A 14,913-nucleotide genomic window follows, 5' to 3' on the forward strand; every position below is an offset into this window, starting at 1 on the left:
GCCTATGTCCCTGATAGTTCTACTGCTTCTGCCATTCATTGGCAGCTGTCTGGCAGCGGTGCTGCCACACAACGCGCGTAATACCGAATCCCTGTTGGCAGGTCTGGTCGCTTTGATCGGCACCGTGCAGGTCGCGCTGTTGTACCCGCAAATCGCCCACGGCGGGGTGATCCGCGAAGAATTCATGTGGCTGCCCAGCCTCGGTTTGAATTTCGTCCTGCGCATGGACGGCTTCGCCTGGTTGTTCTCGTTGCTGGTGCTGGGCATCGGCGCTCTGGTCTCTTTATATGCGCGTTATTACATGTCGCCGGACGACCCGGTGCCGCGCTTCTTCGCCTTTTTCCTGGCGTTCATGGGCGCCATGCTCGGGCTGGTGATCTCCGGCAACCTGATCCAGATCGTGTTCTTCTGGGAGCTGACCAGCCTCTTCTCGTTCCTGTTGATCGGCTACTGGCACCACCGCTCGGATGCCCGGCGTGGCGCTTATATGGCGCTGATGGTCACCGGTGCCGGGGGACTATGCCTGCTGGCGGGGGTCATGATCCTCGGCCATGTCGTCGGCAGCTATGACCTGGACAAGGTCCTGGCCGCCGGCGATCAGATTCGCGCACATGCTCTCTACCCTGTTCTGCTTCCTCTCATCCTCATTGGCGCGCTCAGTAAAAGCGCCCAGTTCCCCTTCCATTTCTGGCTACCGCACGCGATGGCGGCGCCCACTCCGGTTTCGGCCTATCTGCACTCGGCGACCATGGTCAAGGCCGGGGTGTTCCTGCTTGCGCGCCTGTGGCCGTCGCTGTCCGGCAGTGAAGAATGGTTCTACATCGTCAGCGGCGCCGGTGCGTGTACGTTGTTGCTCGGCGCCTACTGCGCGATGTTCCAGAACGATCTCAAGGGCCTGCTGGCCTACTCGACCATCAGCCATCTGGGCCTGATCACCCTGCTGCTCGGCCTGAACAGCCCGCTGGCAGCGGTCGCTGCGGTGTTCCACATTCTCAACCACGCGACCTTCAAGGCGTCGCTGTTTATGGCCGCCGGGATCATCGACCACGAAAGCGGCACCCGTGACATCCGCAAACTCAGCGGCCTGATCAAACTGATTCCGTTCACCGCCACATTGGCCATGGTCGCCAGCGCGTCGATGGCCGGCGTACCGCTGCTCAACGGCTTCCTGTCGAAAGAAATGTTCTTCGCCGAGACCGTGTTCATCAACGCCACCGCGTGGGTCGAAGCGGCGCTGCCAATTGTCGCGACCATTGCCGGTACCTTCAGCGTCGCCTACTCGCTGCGCTTTACCGTCGACGTGTTTTTCGGCCCTACCGCCACCGACCTGCCGCACACCCCGCACGAACCGCCGCGCTGGATGCGTGCGCCAGTCGAGCTGCTGGTGTTCACCTGTCTGGTCGTCGGGATCTTCCCGGCGCAAGTGGTCGGCCCACTGCTCGCGGCTGCCGCGCTGCCGGTGGTGGGCGGGACGCTGCCGGAATACAGCCTGGCGATCTGGCACGGTCTCAACGCGCCGATGATCATGAGCCTGATCGCCATGTCCAGCGGCATCGTGGTCTATCTGCTGCTGCGCAACCAGCTCAAGCGGGGCCGCTTCAAATACACGCCGCTGGTGGGTCGCTTCAACGGCAAGCGCCTGTTCGAGCGCAGTCTGGTGCTGATGATGCGCATGGCCCGTCGGGTAGAACGCCGACTCGGCACCCGCCGCCTGCAAATGCAACTGTTCCTGATGGTCTTGGCGGCAGTGCTCGCCGGCCTGATCCCGATGTTGCACAGCAGCCTGAGCTGGGGCGACCGGCCGAAGATTCCGGGTTCCATCGTGTTCGTCACCCTGTGGCTGCTGGCGATTGCCTGCGCCCTCGGCGCCGCGTGGCAGGCCAAGTATCACCGTCTCGCCGCCCTGACCATGGTCAGCGTCTGCGGGTTGATGACCTGCGTGACCTTCGTCTGGTTCTCGGCGCCGGATCTGGCCCTGACGCAACTGGCGGTGGAAGTGGTGACCACGGTGCTGATCCTGCTCGGTCTGCGCTGGCTGCCGCGACGCATCGAAGAAGTCTCGCCACTGCCGTCGAGCCTGCGCAAGGCCCGCGTGCGCCGCTTGCGCGACTTGCTGCTGTCGATTGCCGTCGGCGCCGGCATGGCGCTGCTGTCCTACGCGATGCTGACGCGGCAAACGCCCAACGACATTTCCTCGTTCTACCTCAGTCGCGCCATGCCCGAGGGTGGTGGCAGCAACGTGGTCAACGTGATGCTGGTGGACTTCCGCGGCTTCGACACCCTCGGTGAAATCACCGTGCTGGTGGCCGTGGCGCTGACCGTGTTCGCCCTGCTGCGACGCTTCCGCCCGCCGAAAGAAAGCCTGCAACTGCCGGCCCAGCAACGCCTGCTCGCGCCGGACGTGGTCACCGATCTGGTCAACCCGCGCAGCGCCAGCGACACCGCGCTCGGCTTCATGATGGTGCCGGCGGTGCTGGTGCGCCTGTTGCTGCCGATTGCGCTGGTGGTGTCGTGCTACCTGTTCATGCGCGGTCACAACCAGCCGGGCGGCGGTTTCGTCGCCGGACTGGTGATGTCGGTGGCGTTCATCCTGCAATACATGGTCGCCGGCACGCAGTGGGTCGAGGCGCAAATGAGCCTGCGACCGCTGCGCTGGATGGGCACCGGGCTGCTGTTCGCCACCGCCACCGGTCTCGGGGCGATGGCGGTTGGTTATCCGTTCCTGACCACCCACACCTGGCATTTCGCCTTGCCGCTGCTGGGCGAGATCCATATCGCCAGCGCGCTGTTCTTCGATATCGGCGTGTACGCCGTGGTCGTGGGCTCGACGCTGCTGATCCTCACCGCCCTCGCCCACCAATCGGTGCGTGGTCACAAGACCGCGTCGCTGCCCAAGTCCGTCGCCAGCAAAGGAGCCGTCTGATGGAAGAAGTCATCGCAATCGCCATCGGCGTGCTCGCCGCGTCCGGCGTGTGGCTGGTGTTGCGGCCACGGACATTTCAGGTGGTCATGGGCCTGTGCCTGCTGTCCTACGCGGTCAACCTGTTCATCTTCAGCATGGGCAGCCTGTTCATCGGTAAAGAACCGGTGATCAAGGACGGCGTGACCCAGGACCTGCTGCACTACACCGATCCGCTGCCGCAGGCCCTGGTGCTGACCGCCATCGTCATCAGCTTCGCCATGACCGCGTTGTTCCTGGTGGTGCTGCTGGCGTCGCGGGGCCTGACCGGCACCGACCACGTCGACGGCCGGGAGCCCAAGGAATGATGGCGATGACTCACCTGATCGCGGCACCGATCCTGCTGCCGCTGCTGACCGCCGCCATCATGTTGATGCTCGGCGAAAAGCACCGACCGCTGAAGGCGAAAATCAATCTGTTCTCCAGCCTCGTCGGCCTGTTCATTTCGGTGATGCTGCTGCAGTGGACACAAACCACCGGCGTGCCCGGTTCCATCGGCGTGTACCTGCCGGGCAACTGGCAGGCGCCGTTCGGCATCGTGCTGGTGGTTGATCGCCTCTCGGCCTTGATGCTGGTGTTGACCGGGATCATCGGCGTCAGCGCCCTGCTGTTCGCCATGGCGCGCTGGGACGGCGCGGGATCGAGCTTCCACGCGTTGTTCCAGATTCAGCTGATGGGCCTGTATGGCGCCTTCCTCACCGCCGACCTGTTCAACCTGTTCGTGTTCTTCGAAGTGCTGCTCGCCGCCTCGTATGGCCTGTTGCTGCACGGTTCGGGTCGGGCGCGGGTATCGTCGGGGCTGCATTACATCTCGATCAACCTGCTGGCCTCGTCGCTGTTTCTGATTGGCGCGGCGCTGATCTATGGCGTCACCGGTACGCTGAACATGGCCGATCTGGCGCTGAAGATTCCGCTGGTGCCGGAAGCCGACCGTGGCTTGCTGCATGCTGGCGCGGGGATTCTTGCGGTGGCGTTTCTGGCGAAGGCCGGCATGTGGCCGCTGAACTTCTGGCTGGTGCCGGCCTACTCCTCGGCCAGTGCGCCGGTGGCGGCGATGTTCGCGATCATGACCAAGGTCGGCGTCTACACCCTGCTGCGCCTGTGGACGCTGCTGTTTTCCAGTCAGGCCGGAGCCTCGGCCTTCTTCGGTGGCGACTGGCTCATCTACGGCGGCATGGCGACCATCGCCTGCGCGGCGCTGGCGATTCTGGCTGCACAGCGTCTGGAGCGCATGGCCAGCCTGAGCATTCTGGTGTCGGCCGGGATTCTGTTGTCGGCGGTGGGTTTCGCCCAGCCAAACCTGATCGGCGCGGCGCTATTCTATCTGGTCAGCTCGACCCTGGCACTGAGTGCGCTATTCCTGCTGGCGGAGTTGATCGAGCGTTCGCGTTCGGCCAACGAAATCCCGCTGGAGGATGAAAGCGAGTTGCTGCCGCGTCCGCAGGAATCGCTGCAACCGCCCAAGGGCATCAACCTCGACGACGAGCAGAAAGCCGTGGTCGGTCAGGTCATTCCGTGGACCATGGCGTTTCTCGGCTTGAGTTTCATTGCCTGTGCGCTGCTGATCATCGGCATGCCGCCGCTGTCCGGATTCATCGGCAAGCTTAACCTGATCGGTGCGCTGCTCAATCCGCTGGGGCTGGGCGGCGAGGCACCGATCTCGAACGCTGCATGGGCGTTGCTGGCGCTGCTGATCCTGTCCGGACTGGCCTCGTTGATGGCATTCGCGCGCATGGGCATCCAGCGTTTCTGGACGCCCGAGGAGCGCCCGTCGCCGCTGCTGCGCAAGCTTGAATGCGCGCCGATCTTCCTGCTGCTGGGATTGAGCATCGCCCTGACCTTCAAGGCCGAGCCGCTGCTGCGTTACACCCAGGCCACCGCGGACGCGCTGAACAACCCGCAGCAATACGTGATGGCGGTGCTCGGCACCCGCGCCGTTCCCAGCCCTGAAGCCAAAGCGGCGATGCTGGAGGTGCAGCCATGAAGCGCGTATTTCCGGCACCGTTGCTGTCACTGGCGTTGTGGGTTTTGTGGCTGACGCTGAACCTGTCAGTCAGCCCGGGCAACCTGCTGCTCGGCGCAATCCTCGGCTTCGCCGCACCGTTGATGATGCGCAAGCTGCGCCCGAAACAGGTGCGCATCCGCCGTCCGCTGACGATTTTGCGCCTGTTCGTGATGGTCGGTCGTGACGTGATCCTCTCCAACCTGATCGTCGCCTGGGGCGTGATCAACGCCGGTCGCCGCCCGCCGCGCTCGCGCTTCGTCAAAGTGCCGCTGGACCTGCGCGACGCCAACGGTCTGGCGGCGCTGGCGATGATCTGCACCGTGGTGCCCGGCACCGTGTGGTCGGAGCTGGCGCTGGATCGCAGCATTCTGCTGCTGCACGTTTGGGATCTGGATGACGAGGCGCACTTCATCCACCACTTCAAGACTGCCTACGAGCAGCCGTTGATGGAGATTTTCGAATGAGCCCGCTGCTGTCGAACGCGATTCTGCTGACGCTGTTCCTGTTCTCGCTGGCAATGGTCCTGACCCTGATTCGCCTGTTCAAGGGGCCGTCGGCACAGGATCGGGTACTCGCGCTGGATTACCTGTACATCGTCGCCATGCTGATGATGCTGACCCTGGGCATTCGTTATTCCAGTGACACTTATTTCGAGGCAGCGCTGCTGATCGCGCTGTTCGGCTTCGTCGGCTCGTTTGCCCTGGCGAAATTCCTGCTGCGTGGCGAGGTGATCGAATGAATGCTGAATTATCGCTGTGGGTGGAGATTCCGGTGGCGATCCTGCTGGTGCTCAGCGGGGTGTTTGCACTGATTGGCGCGACCGGATTGCTGCGCATGAAGGATTACTTCCAGCGCATGCATCCGCCGGCGCTGGCCTCGACAATCGGCGCGTGGTGTGTGGCGCTGGCGTCGATCATCTGCTTTTCGGCACTCAAGTCCGGGCCGGTGATGCATGCCTGGCTGATTCCGATTCTGCTGGCGATTACCGTGCCGGTGACTACGTTGCTGCTGGCGCGGGCGGCTTTGTTCCGCAAGCGCATGGCCGGGGATGATGTGCCGGCTGAGGTGAGTAGTCGCCGCACCGAGAGTGGTAGTTAGTTTCTACATCCAGGGTGTCTGAACTGGCCTCTTCGCGAGCAAGCCCGCTCCCACATTTGGAATGCATTTCCCCTGTGGGAGCGGGCTTGCTCGCGAAGAGGCCGGCATTGCCAACACATGAACCGGGTCAGACCCAAGCCACCGCCAACAACCCCGCCCCCAACACCAGACACAGCGGCGAATACACCCAGGTATCCAGCCGCGCAAACCGCGACCCCTTCACTTCCTTGAAAAACCCCACCAGATTCGAATCGCCGATCGCCCGGGCGAACATCAATAACGCAATCGCACTGATCACCCATTGCAACGCTTTGTGATGCACCGCCGGCATGCCCCAGCCGACCCGCATGCACACCAGCGCGGCAATCACCAACAATGCTGCCGCTACCAGCAAGGTAATCCAGCCTGACGGTTTGAACGCCGGTCGCACCGTCGCCACCAGTCCTCGCACCGGCACTTGCGGTACCGCCGCCACCGCCGCCCATTGCCCACCCAGCGCCCAATACACGTGTACCAGGCTGATTGCCGCAAATATCGTCACCAGCCATTGAGCCAACACAAAGGTCATGGTCGAGAATCCTTTCGAGGGATTTGAACAAAACATCCTAGTCGGCATTTTTTGAAGTGCACGACCGATCAGCGGTACGGTAAAGTGCCGCCCCATGAAATTCACCCGTTCCGATCGTTCACTGCTGGCCTGGATGCTTTATTGCTGCGTCCTGTTCAACGTGTTCGCCTGCAGCATCGGTCACGGGCAAATGGTCGGGATGCAGCTCAACGGCATCGGCGGCCAGTTCTGTACGGTCGACCCGGCCACCCAAGCGCCACTGACCAGCAATCCCGGCGAAGAACAATTGCCGACCCTGTCCAAGGCGTTTGGCTGCCCGCTGTGCTCGGTCGGCGGCGGCATGGGTCCGGCGTTCAACTCCAGCCTGACCCTCGCGGTTCTGCCCGAGCAACACAGCCCGCCGCTGGCGCCCATCGTCAGTGCCGACCTTCCTGCCCGCTTCACCTGGCCTTCGGCCAACCCTCGCGCCCCGCCGCTCGCCTGAGTGTCTTTGCCTTTTTGATTTTTCAGCTCACTGCGCCAACGCGCGGCGTTCGCCTGTGCGCTGATTCCTAGACAAGCATTCAGGATTCAACGATGAAACATATTCCTCTGCTGGCGAGCCTGTGCGGCTGCCTGTCCCTTAACGCCTGGGCGCAATCCACCGTAGACCTGGCGCCGATCACCATCGACGGCGAATCCACCAGCGAACCAGGCCTGAGCCTCGATCAATCCAGCGGCATGGCCTCGCGCCTCGGCTTGAGCGTGCGCGACACACCGGCCTCGGTGGCCGTCGCCAACCGCAACGACATCGAACGCCACGGCGCACAAAACTTTCAGGACGCCGCCAACACCCTGCCTGGGGTCAATGCCAGCGCGCCGCCAGGCTTTGGCGGATTCGTCTCCTATCGCGGTTTCACCAGCAGCCAGATCACCCAGATGTTCAATGGCGTCACCGTCTCCGGCGGCCTCGCCCGGCCGGTGGATTCATGGATCTATGATCGAGTCGAACTGGTGGGCGGCCCATCTTCGCTGATCAACGGCGCAGGCTCGGTCGGCGGCTCGTTGAACTACGTGACCAAACTGGCGACCCGCGACGAACAAGCCGCCGAAGGTCGCGTCAGCTACGGCAGCTACGACACCACCGAAACCGCGTTCGGCCTCAACCACGCGCTGACCGACCCGAGCGCCGACGTGCAGCACTACGCGCGGCTCGATGTCAGCCACAACACCAGCAACGGCTACATCGACCGTCAGGAGCGCGATGCCTGGAGCGTGGCGTTCTCGTTGCTCAGCGACCTCACGCCGGATCTGTCGCACACCCTGGCCCTGGAATATCAGGACGAACACGAAGACAGCCCGTACTGGGGCACGCCGGTGCTCAACCCCAAAGCCGGCGAGTTGAAGATCGACAAACACAATCGCTTCAACAACTACAACGTCGAGGACGGGCGCTACGAACAGCGCACGATCTGGGTGCGTTCGATCATCGATTACCGGATCAACGACAGCACCACTCTGCGCAATACGCTGTATCACCTCGACAGCCAACGCGACTACCGCAACCTCGAAACCTATCAGTACAACGCCGACAACACGGCGGTGAACCGCTCCACCGCCTATCAAGTGCGGCATCAGGGTGAGCAGAACGGCAACCAGTTCGAGCTGCGCCACGACAACACCCTGTTCGGCCTCGACACCACCTGGTTCGGCGGTTTCGAGTACAAGGTCAACCAGACCACCAACTCGCCGTTGAATATCAAAGGCGCAAGCACGGAGGATCCGAACAACTACCGTCCGGGGCATTTCTACGACATTCCCGGCACCAACCCGACACTGATCAGCGACAAGACCAACGAGGTCACCACCAAGGCGCTGTTCGTGGAAAACCGCCTGGCACTGACCGACAAACTGGCGTTGCTCACCGGCCTGCGTTACGACGACATCGACCTCGACGTGACCAACCACCGCACCGTGACGGCCGCCAATCCCAAGCACCTCAAACGCAGTTGGGAACCGGTCACCGGACGCGTCGGCCTGACCTACCAGTTCATCCCATCCGCCAGCGTCTACGTGCAATACAGCACTGCCGCCGAGCAACCGAATGGCACGCAGGACTTCGATGTTTCCACCGGCAAGCAATGGGAAGTCGGCAGTAAGTTCGACTACCTGGAAGGCCGTGGCTCGGCGACGGTTGCCGCCTACACCATCGAGCGCAAGGACTTCGCCGTGACCGATCCGCTGGACCCGACCAGCAGCATCCCGGTAGGTCAGCAAACTTCGAAAGGCATCGAGATCGCGAGCTCCCTGCGGATCACCGACAAGCTGTTGGCCGAAGGCAACTTCGCCTGGGTCGATGCGCAATACGACGACTTCACCGAAAAGAACGCCGCCGGCGCGGTGGTCTCACGCAAGGGCAACACGCCGACCAACGTTCCGGATCGGGTCGGCAATCTATGGCTGACTTACGATTTTTCGCCGCAATGGCAAGGTGGGGTCGATGCGCGGTATGTGGCGTCGGTGTATGCGGACACGGCGAACACCATGACCGTGCCGTCGTACACGCTGTTCGGCAGCTTCCTCAGCTACAAGGTCGACTCGCACACCACCGTCACCGGCCGAGTGCGCAACCTGACCAACGAGGTGTATGCCGAGTTTGCGCATGTGTCGCCGGCTTACTATCTGGGTACACCGCGCACCTTTGAATTGGCGGTGCAGACGAAGTTCTAAAAGCCGGAAAGCTTCGCGAGCAAGCCCGCTCCTACAGAAAAACACGTTCCAATTGTGGGAGTGAGCCTGCTCCCACAGGAGAGCGCGTTCCAATTGTGGGAGCGGGCTTGCTCGCGAAGAGGCCAGCAGTCTCAACGTTTATTTCAGATCAGCCGCCACCTTCTCCGCCACATCCTTCGGCACCCACGCCTGCCACACCTCCGGATGCGCCTTCATGAAGGCCTCAGCCGCCTGCCGTGGCGCGGTGTGCTTCTCGCTCATCTCGGCCAACGCCTTGTTCAGCGGCTCGATCGGGAAATCCACCTTGCTGAAGAAATCCGCGATCTGCGGATACTGCTTCTGGAACGGCGTAGACACGCCAATCGACAGCTTCGATGCCAGCGAACGGGTCGGTTTCGGATTGGGGTTATCGGCATCGGTCAGGGTCTTCCACGCCTCGGCATCGAACGGTGGCTCTTCCAGCTGCACCAGTTTGAATTTGCCCAGCAATGGCGTCGGCGACCAGTAATAGAACAGCACCGGTTTGCCCCGACGGATCGAAGAGCTGATCTCGGCATCCAGCGCCGCACCCGAGCCACTGCGGAAGTTGGTGTAGTCGTCCTGCAGCCCGTAAGCGGTCAGTTTCTGCTTGTTCACCACTTCCGAGGTCCAGCCGATCGGGCTGTTGAGGAACCGACCCTTGCTCGGATTTTCCGGGTCCTTGAACACATCTTTGTATTTCTTCAGATCACTGACACTGCGCAGGTCCGGCGCCAGCGGCTTGATGCCCTTGGCCGGGTCACCCTTGATCACGTATTCCGGCACCCACCAGCCTTCAGTCGCACCCTTGACCGTATCGCCGAGACTGACGACCTTGCCCTCCGCTTCAGCCTTGACCCACACCGGACTGCGCCCGGCCCACTCTTCGCCAATGACCTGAATGTCATTGTTGGCCAGCGCGGTCTCAAGCGTGATGGTGGTGCCCGGCAGCGTATCGGTCGGCAGGCCATAGCCCTTCTCGACGATGATCCGCAGGACATCGGTGATCAGGCTGCCGCTTTCCCAGTTCAGGTCGGCAAAATGAATCGGTGCCTGTGCCGCCGCTGCCGGCTGCGCGGCCGTCAGCACACCGAACGAAACCACGCTGGCGGCCAATAGCCGTCGAATTCCTTTCATGCTTTGCACCTCGTGCTGTTCACAGCAATAGCAGGATGGCCTGGCAGAAGACCGCAAGCCTCTGAATACTCAGTCAACTGACTGTAGCCGAGGTTCCTGCTTTTTCCGGGGGCCAATCCCGGCGAGGTTATGTTTCAGACTTTTCCTGCAAGCTTTGCAGCTCGCGTCTGACCATGCTGGCGTATTCCGCAGGCCGCAAGGTGTAGATCTGCGCTGCCACCCAGTTCAGCCACGCGCCCTGCAATTCGGCTTTGGCGTTGAACAGGCGCAATGCCTCCTCACGCGCACGGTCAAGGTTTTGCGAATGGAAGTCGGCGCGACTCACACCACCAATCACTCGCTGGCCTTAAACGTGATCAGTTCGCCCTTGCGCCACTTCGCCGCTTTACCGGTAACGGCTTTCAGGGTCTTGGTCAGGCCTTCCTGCAGTTGCTGGTTCGCGGCGAACACCGTCACCACGCTGTGGCCTTCCTTGAACAGGATCGCGTGGCCGTCCGCTGTATCGACAAAGGCGTAGTCGCCCAGGCCGTACACCGTGAGTTTGATTTCGCGAAAGCGGATGTCCATCTTGCCGCCTTCACGGCTGGGCAGCACGGCCGCACTGAAATGATCGCCGACCTTGAGCTTGAGCCCCGGTTTGTCATCGACTACCAACGCACTTTCAGTGTCGATCTCGGCCACGTAAATGCCTTCGGCGTTCTGTTCGGTGATGTAAACAAAACGCGACTGGAACAGCTTGACCAGCTTTGCACGCAAATCACCCAACACGAACAAAGCATGCATATCGAGGTTACTGACTGCCAAAGAAACATCCCCACATCTGAAAAAGTACCCGGCGCCAAAACGCGCACGGCAAAAAAACGGCCAGGCCGATGCTGTTACCGAATGACTTCAGTACACCTGAAACAAGCGGAGCGCCCATACATCACAAGTTCGCAAGACTACTGGAAAGTCAGGCGAGAAACTTGCCTCGACGTTCGCCAGGCCTTGAAGGAAAAATCTTCATTGAAGCGCAACGAAGACTGACTACAAACTTTAGGGAAAAAACTGACGAAAAAAAGCCCTTTTCCGACATATCGCCGGTAAAAAATTGCTTTAGATAGGCACCTGTCGCCAGCAGACACTGGCGATTCTAGAGCAGCGATGCTGCTTCCGACTACCCGAACCGACCTGTAACCGTCGGCTATCTCATGAAAAGGACTTCATATGTGCACTCTGACTCACTTTGCCCAGCCCTCCAAACCAGTCATGGATACGCCTTTCGTGCTGCACGGCACTGATTTGCCGGAACTTGCGCAATACGCACAAAGCGTTCAGACCCCACGATTTCAGGTGGTCCCGGCAGGTAACGCGTTCTTTCATATCAAGGAATCTTCCACCGGTCGTGTAAGAGGTTTCCGCGAAGACCACAACGAAGCGTGCGCCCTCGCCCGCTTGCTTGAATCACGGATCGAACTCTTGTCCAACGGCTGCCTCAGATAAAGAGCGAGCGACAGCGCCATTCCGGCACACGCAAAAAGGAGTACACGATGGAACTGCCTGCATATGATCTGAAAACCCTGTTCGACCAACTGGGCCTGCCATCGGAAAACGGGGCCATCGACGATTTCATCGAAGCACATCCGCTGGATGCCAACACCAAGTTGATCGATGCCGAGTTCTGGACGCCGCAACAGGCGCAACTGCTGAAGGAGTGGCTGCGCGCCGACGGCGAAGAAGCGGTGATGGTCGATGAATTGAACGTACGCCTGCACGACGGACGTTAATAAATGTCAGTGCAGGCTGTCGCCAGGCTCGGCCATCAGTTGCGCGAGCCAGGCAGCCTTGCACTCCTCCGCCTCGTCGCGACTGGCGAACGCGGTGCCACGCCGCTCACCATTGAGCAACACCACCCAGCAGACGCTCTGGCCCATCGCGCGCAATCCGGCGGGCACACCACTGCCAATCATCACCGCGACATCGACTCTGCACATACTGACCTCTCGATTTCATTAGCTACCTAACTAACGGCCATGTTAATGACTTCATCGCAGAGGAAACAGCAACGCCCGTGCACAGATTCATTGCGCGAGCGGTAACAATCGATCAGTGCGGATTCTCCGGCTTGTAACCCAGGCGCAGACCGCCCCAATGCCGGCCCTTGACCATGATCGGCACCGACAAGTCGTGCATCAGCTCCCCGGTGTCACGGGTGTAGGTCTGCAGCAACACCGCCTGTTGATGGCTGCCGCAGCGGATCCCGGTGCGGTCGGCGAACTTGCGTTTGGTACGATTACCCACCGCGTCGATCTGCTGGTCACCAGTCAACGGCTGACTGAACGCCAGGTTGTGCGTCGGCACATAACCCTGCGGCGTGCAGGCGATGGCGAACACCAACCCCTCATGGCGCGGCAGCAACGGCTCCTGGATCGCCGGCAGCACCTGATCGGTGTAGCGGTCGAAACGGGTCTGAAACTTCGCCGGCTGCGTCCCGGGAATCGGTTGATATTGACGGTCGAACAAATCCTCAAGACTGATCCGCCCCTGCTCGACATCCGCCTCGAATCGCGCCGCAATCTGACTCGCGCCCTCACGCGCCAGGTCATAGACGCGCTGGTGATAGTCATCCAGACCGACTTCGGCCAGACGCTCGCTGATGGTTTCCGCCTGCCCTTCCATCTGCACAGCGGCCTCGGCCAGACGCCGGGTTTGTTGATCGCTGATCGCCAGATCACTGCGCATCTGCTCGATGGCCTTGAACAGACTGTCGAGCTGCTCGCGATTGGTTTCCGCGCCACGGGCGATTTCACCGACCTGGGTTTCCACCCCAGCCGCCAGCCGCGCGATGTTTTCCAGATGCTGGCCGGTGTTCTCGACCTGCTCGACACCGGTCTGCAGATCGCTGGACAGCTCGCGGATCTGCTCCACCACTTGCGCCGTACGTTGCTGAATATCGGCGACCATCTCCCCGACCTCGCCGGTCGCCGAGGCCGTCCGCGCCGCCAGACCACGCACCTCATCCGCCACCACCGCAAAACCACGGCCATGCTCACCCGCCCGCGCCGCTTCAATCGCTGCGTTGAGGGCCAGCAGATTGGTCTGGCTGGCGATGGACTGAATCACCAGCGTCACCCGTTGAATGTCATCGCTGCGCAGGCTCAGGGCTTCGATCAATTCACGGCTGGCGTTGGCGCGTTGACTGAGTTGATGCATGCGCGCAATCGAATCCACCAGTTCGGTGCGCCCCGCCGCGCTGCTGTGATGCGCTTCGCTGGCGGCGTCCAGCGCTTCACGACTGAGCTGCGAAGTAGCGTGTTCGGTGGCGATCATCACTTCGGCGTTGCTGACAATCTGCGCCGCCGCATCGAGTTGCGATTCGAGTTTGCTCGCCAGTTGCTTGACGGAAAACGCCACACCGGCGGCTGACAGTGCGTTATGACTGGTGGTGTAGGAAAGATCGCGGGTGAGTTCGGAAATCGCGCTGCCGGTATCGACAGGCGCAGCATCAGGGGTGACACGCGATCGCAGGCGCGGCAGCCAGACGATCAGCACCGCCAGCGGCATGCCGATGTACAGCGACCATCCACCCAGCGTCATGCCGGCGAGCAACAGCATCAGGGCGATGCTTTGCAGGGTCGGAGCGATCCAGCGGTTTTTCGGCAACAGCACTGGTGCGGGCAAAGCCCCAACCAGAGATCCATCTCTCGTCATATCAACACCCCACGCTTGTTCTCATTGTTGTGACTGCATTAAACGCCACTAGAACGCCATTATCCATGGTCCGTTAGTCGTGGAGTCTGCAGCAGGTCAATGGAACGGCGCGCAACATATCGCAGACGAGCAAAAGCAAAGATCGCAGCCCCGTCAGCTCGTGTAGGAGCTGACGAAGGCTGCGATCTTTTGCAGGCGCCCCCGATTCAGGGGGCAGCCATGGAATCAGGCCTGACGCTGGTGCTTGTCGATCTGCTCGTGACGCTCTTGAGCTTCGATGCAGTACTTGGTGGTCGGGCTGATCAGCAGGCGTTTCAGGCCGATGGCCTCGCCGCTGTCGTCGCACCAGCCAAAACTGTCTTCCTTGATGCGCTCAAGGGCTTGTTCCAGTTGCGGCAGCATGCGCTGGTCGCGATCGATCGCGTTCACCAGCCAGGTGCGCTCTTCTTCAACCGAAGCCGCGTCCGCCGGGTCGGCCGGAGTGTCCAGGCTTTCGATGGCGATACGGTTTTGCTCAATGCGCTCGTGGGTTTCGACTTTCATGTTCTGCAACAGCTCAGTGAAGAAAGCGTGTTGCTCGGCATTCATGTAGTCATCTGCCGGCATGGCCAGCAACTTGTCCTTTGTCATTGATATCTCTATAAAAAAACGTGCATTAAGGCGAAATAGGGAGCGTTCCGGCGAACCGTGTCCGGTCGACGAAAAGGCATCGTTTATTGCAAACGCCAC

The 14,913-nt window shown here is 61.2% G+C and carries 17 protein-coding genes; 10 read left to right on the forward strand and 7 right to left on the reverse strand.

Annotated features, from left to right (window positions below):
* Positions 1-4 precede the first annotated feature (4 nt).
* From HDC30_RS02670 to HDC30_RS02695, 6 genes are read left to right on the forward strand one after another with little or no spacing between them, the layout of a single operon-like run.
* Positions 5-2,923, forward strand: a complete 2,919-nt coding sequence (locus HDC30_RS02670) for a monovalent cation/H+ antiporter subunit A (protein ID WP_183780546.1) — start codon at positions 5-7, stop codon at positions 2,921-2,923.
* Positions 2,923-3,267, forward strand: a complete 345-nt coding sequence (locus HDC30_RS02675; RefSeq protein WP_003225953.1) for a Na+/H+ antiporter subunit C — start codon at positions 2,923-2,925, stop codon at positions 3,265-3,267. Before HDC30_RS02670 ends, HDC30_RS02675 begins: the two co-directional genes overlap by 1 nt.
* Entirely contained in the window at positions 3,264-4,943 is a 1,680-nt protein-coding gene (locus tag HDC30_RS02680; RefSeq protein ID WP_098964383.1) for a monovalent cation/H+ antiporter subunit D, read from the forward strand. Before HDC30_RS02675 ends, HDC30_RS02680 begins: the two co-directional genes overlap by 4 nt.
* Positions 4,940-5,428, forward strand: coding sequence for a Na+/H+ antiporter subunit E (locus HDC30_RS02685; RefSeq protein WP_027612968.1), 489 nt, complete (start codon positions 4,940-4,942; stop codon positions 5,426-5,428). Before HDC30_RS02680 ends, HDC30_RS02685 begins: the two co-directional genes overlap by 4 nt.
* Positions 5,425-5,703: a K+/H+ antiporter subunit F gene (locus HDC30_RS02690; protein WP_003225959.1), complete on the forward strand. Its 279-nt coding sequence runs from the start codon at positions 5,425-5,427 to the stop codon at positions 5,701-5,703. The genes HDC30_RS02685 and HDC30_RS02690 overlap by 4 nt, the downstream gene beginning before the upstream one ends.
* Complete coding sequence (locus HDC30_RS02695; RefSeq protein WP_096796380.1) at positions 5,700-6,062, forward strand: Na+/H+ antiporter subunit G; 363 nt, start codon at positions 5,700-5,702, stop codon at positions 6,060-6,062. The genes HDC30_RS02690 and HDC30_RS02695 overlap by 4 nt, the downstream gene beginning before the upstream one ends.
* Positions 6,063-6,189: 127 nt before the next feature.
* Here HDC30_RS02695 and HDC30_RS02700 read toward each other — a convergent pair whose 3' ends face one another.
* Positions 6,190-6,630: a DUF3995 domain-containing protein gene (locus tag HDC30_RS02700; protein ID WP_097090307.1), complete on the reverse strand. Its 441-nt coding sequence runs from the start codon at positions 6,628-6,630 to the stop codon at positions 6,190-6,192.
* A gap of 94 nt (positions 6,631-6,724) precedes the next feature.
* Between HDC30_RS02700 and HDC30_RS02705 the strand changes: the two genes are divergently transcribed.
* On the forward strand, positions 6,725-7,114 hold the full coding sequence (locus HDC30_RS02705) for a DUF2946 domain-containing protein (protein WP_097090306.1): 390 nt from the start codon (positions 6,725-6,727) through the stop codon (positions 7,112-7,114).
* Between the two features lie 92 nt (positions 7,115-7,206).
* Positions 7,207-9,339 carry a TonB-dependent siderophore receptor gene (locus tag HDC30_RS02710; protein WP_183780549.1) on the forward strand — a complete coding sequence of 711 codons (2,133 nt, stop codon included), beginning with the start codon at positions 7,207-7,209 and terminating at the stop codon, positions 9,337-9,339.
* Between the two features lie 138 nt (positions 9,340-9,477).
* Here the strand turns inward: HDC30_RS02710 and HDC30_RS02715 are convergent, their stop codons facing one another.
* From HDC30_RS02715 to HDC30_RS02725, 3 genes are all read right to left on the reverse strand, one after another.
* Positions 9,478-10,494: an ABC transporter substrate-binding protein gene (locus HDC30_RS02715; protein WP_097090304.1), complete on the reverse strand. Its 1,017-nt coding sequence runs from the start codon at positions 10,492-10,494 to the stop codon at positions 9,478-9,480.
* 127 nt (positions 10,495-10,621) lie between these two features.
* On the reverse strand, positions 10,622-10,819 hold the full coding sequence (locus tag HDC30_RS02720; protein ID WP_027612962.1) for a hypothetical protein: 198 nt from the start codon (positions 10,817-10,819) through the stop codon (positions 10,622-10,624).
* 8 nt (positions 10,820-10,827) lie between these two features.
* A complete protein-coding gene (locus tag HDC30_RS02725; protein ID WP_096796375.1) occupies positions 10,828-11,298 on the reverse strand; it encodes a hypothetical protein in 471 nt (156 codons plus the stop codon).
* Positions 11,299-11,700: 402 nt separating this feature from the next.
* Here HDC30_RS02725 and HDC30_RS02730 point away from each other — a divergent pair, with 402 nt between their 5' ends.
* Both HDC30_RS02730 and HDC30_RS02735 read left to right on the forward strand, forming a co-directional pair.
* Positions 11,701-11,976 (forward strand): hypothetical protein, encoded by a 276-nt coding sequence (locus HDC30_RS02730; protein ID WP_027612961.1) that lies wholly within the window; start codon positions 11,701-11,703, stop codon positions 11,974-11,976.
* A 47-nt stretch (positions 11,977-12,023) separates the two neighbouring features.
* Positions 12,024-12,260 carry a DUF2789 family protein gene (locus tag HDC30_RS02735; protein WP_095666879.1) on the forward strand — a complete coding sequence of 79 codons (237 nt, stop codon included), beginning with the start codon at positions 12,024-12,026 and terminating at the stop codon, positions 12,258-12,260.
* Positions 12,261-12,266: 6 nt separating this feature from the next.
* On the opposite strand, the gene HDC30_RS02740 is transcribed toward HDC30_RS02735, so the two are convergent.
* The 3 genes from HDC30_RS02740 to HDC30_RS02750 all read right to left on the reverse strand — a co-directional run bounded on the left by HDC30_RS02740 (position 12,267) and on the right by HDC30_RS02750 (position 14,814).
* Complete coding sequence (locus HDC30_RS02740; RefSeq protein WP_007966907.1) at positions 12,267-12,467, reverse strand: hypothetical protein; 201 nt, start codon at positions 12,465-12,467, stop codon at positions 12,267-12,269.
* A gap of 112 nt (positions 12,468-12,579) precedes the next feature.
* On the reverse strand, positions 12,580-14,184 hold the full coding sequence (locus HDC30_RS02745) for a methyl-accepting chemotaxis protein (RefSeq protein WP_183780551.1): 1,605 nt from the start codon (positions 14,182-14,184) through the stop codon (positions 12,580-12,582).
* A gap of 225 nt (positions 14,185-14,409) precedes the next feature.
* Complete coding sequence (locus tag HDC30_RS02750) at positions 14,410-14,814, reverse strand: TraR/DksA family transcriptional regulator (protein ID WP_003225981.1); 405 nt, start codon at positions 14,812-14,814, stop codon at positions 14,410-14,412.
* Positions 14,815-14,913: the final 99 nt, after the last annotated feature.

It is taken from the genome of Pseudomonas sp. JAI115 (assembly GCF_014200835.1).
Taxonomy (GTDB): Bacteria; Pseudomonadota; Gammaproteobacteria; order Pseudomonadales; family Pseudomonadaceae; genus Aquipseudomonas; species Aquipseudomonas putida_A.

Excerpts from the sequence above, each read along its gene's own strand:
- HDC30_RS02670 (WP_183780546.1), top strand. The coding sequence starts at position 5 with ATGTCCCTGATAGTTCTACTGCTTCTGCCATTCATTGGCAGCTGTCTG.
- HDC30_RS02675 (WP_003225953.1), top strand. The coding sequence starts at position 2,923 with ATGGAAGAAGTCATCGCAATCGCCATCGGCGTGCTCGCCGCGTCCGGC.
- HDC30_RS02715 (WP_097090304.1), bottom strand. The coding sequence starts at position 10,494 with ATGAAAGGAATTCGACGGCTATTGGCCGCCAGCGTGGTTTCGTTCGGT.
- HDC30_RS02695 (WP_096796380.1), top strand. The coding sequence starts at position 5,700 with ATGAATGCTGAATTATCGCTGTGGGTGGAGATTCCGGTGGCGATCCTG.
- HDC30_RS02705 (WP_097090306.1), top strand. The coding sequence starts at position 6,725 with ATGAAATTCACCCGTTCCGATCGTTCACTGCTGGCCTGGATGCTTTAT.
- HDC30_RS02735 (WP_095666879.1), top strand. The coding sequence starts at position 12,024 with ATGGAACTGCCTGCATATGATCTGAAAACCCTGTTCGACCAACTGGGC.
- HDC30_RS02740 (WP_007966907.1), bottom strand. The coding sequence starts at position 12,467 with ATGTGCAGAGTCGATGTCGCGGTGATGATTGGCAGTGGTGTGCCCGCC.
- HDC30_RS02690 (WP_003225959.1), top strand. The coding sequence starts at position 5,425 with ATGAGCCCGCTGCTGTCGAACGCGATTCTGCTGACGCTGTTCCTGTTC.
- HDC30_RS02750 (WP_003225981.1), bottom strand. The coding sequence starts at position 14,814 with ATGACAAAGGACAAGTTGCTGGCCATGCCGGCAGATGACTACATGAAT.
- HDC30_RS02685 (WP_027612968.1), top strand. The coding sequence starts at position 4,940 with ATGAAGCGCGTATTTCCGGCACCGTTGCTGTCACTGGCGTTGTGGGTT.
- HDC30_RS02745 (WP_183780551.1), bottom strand. The coding sequence starts at position 14,184 with ATGACGAGAGATGGATCTCTGGTTGGGGCTTTGCCCGCACCAGTGCTG.
- HDC30_RS02700 (WP_097090307.1), bottom strand. The coding sequence starts at position 6,630 with ATGACCTTTGTGTTGGCTCAATGGCTGGTGACGATATTTGCGGCAATC.
- HDC30_RS02730 (WP_027612961.1), top strand. The coding sequence starts at position 11,701 with ATGTGCACTCTGACTCACTTTGCCCAGCCCTCCAAACCAGTCATGGAT.
- HDC30_RS02680 (WP_098964383.1), top strand. The coding sequence starts at position 3,264 with ATGATGGCGATGACTCACCTGATCGCGGCACCGATCCTGCTGCCGCTG.
- HDC30_RS02710 (WP_183780549.1), top strand. The coding sequence starts at position 7,207 with ATGAAACATATTCCTCTGCTGGCGAGCCTGTGCGGCTGCCTGTCCCTT.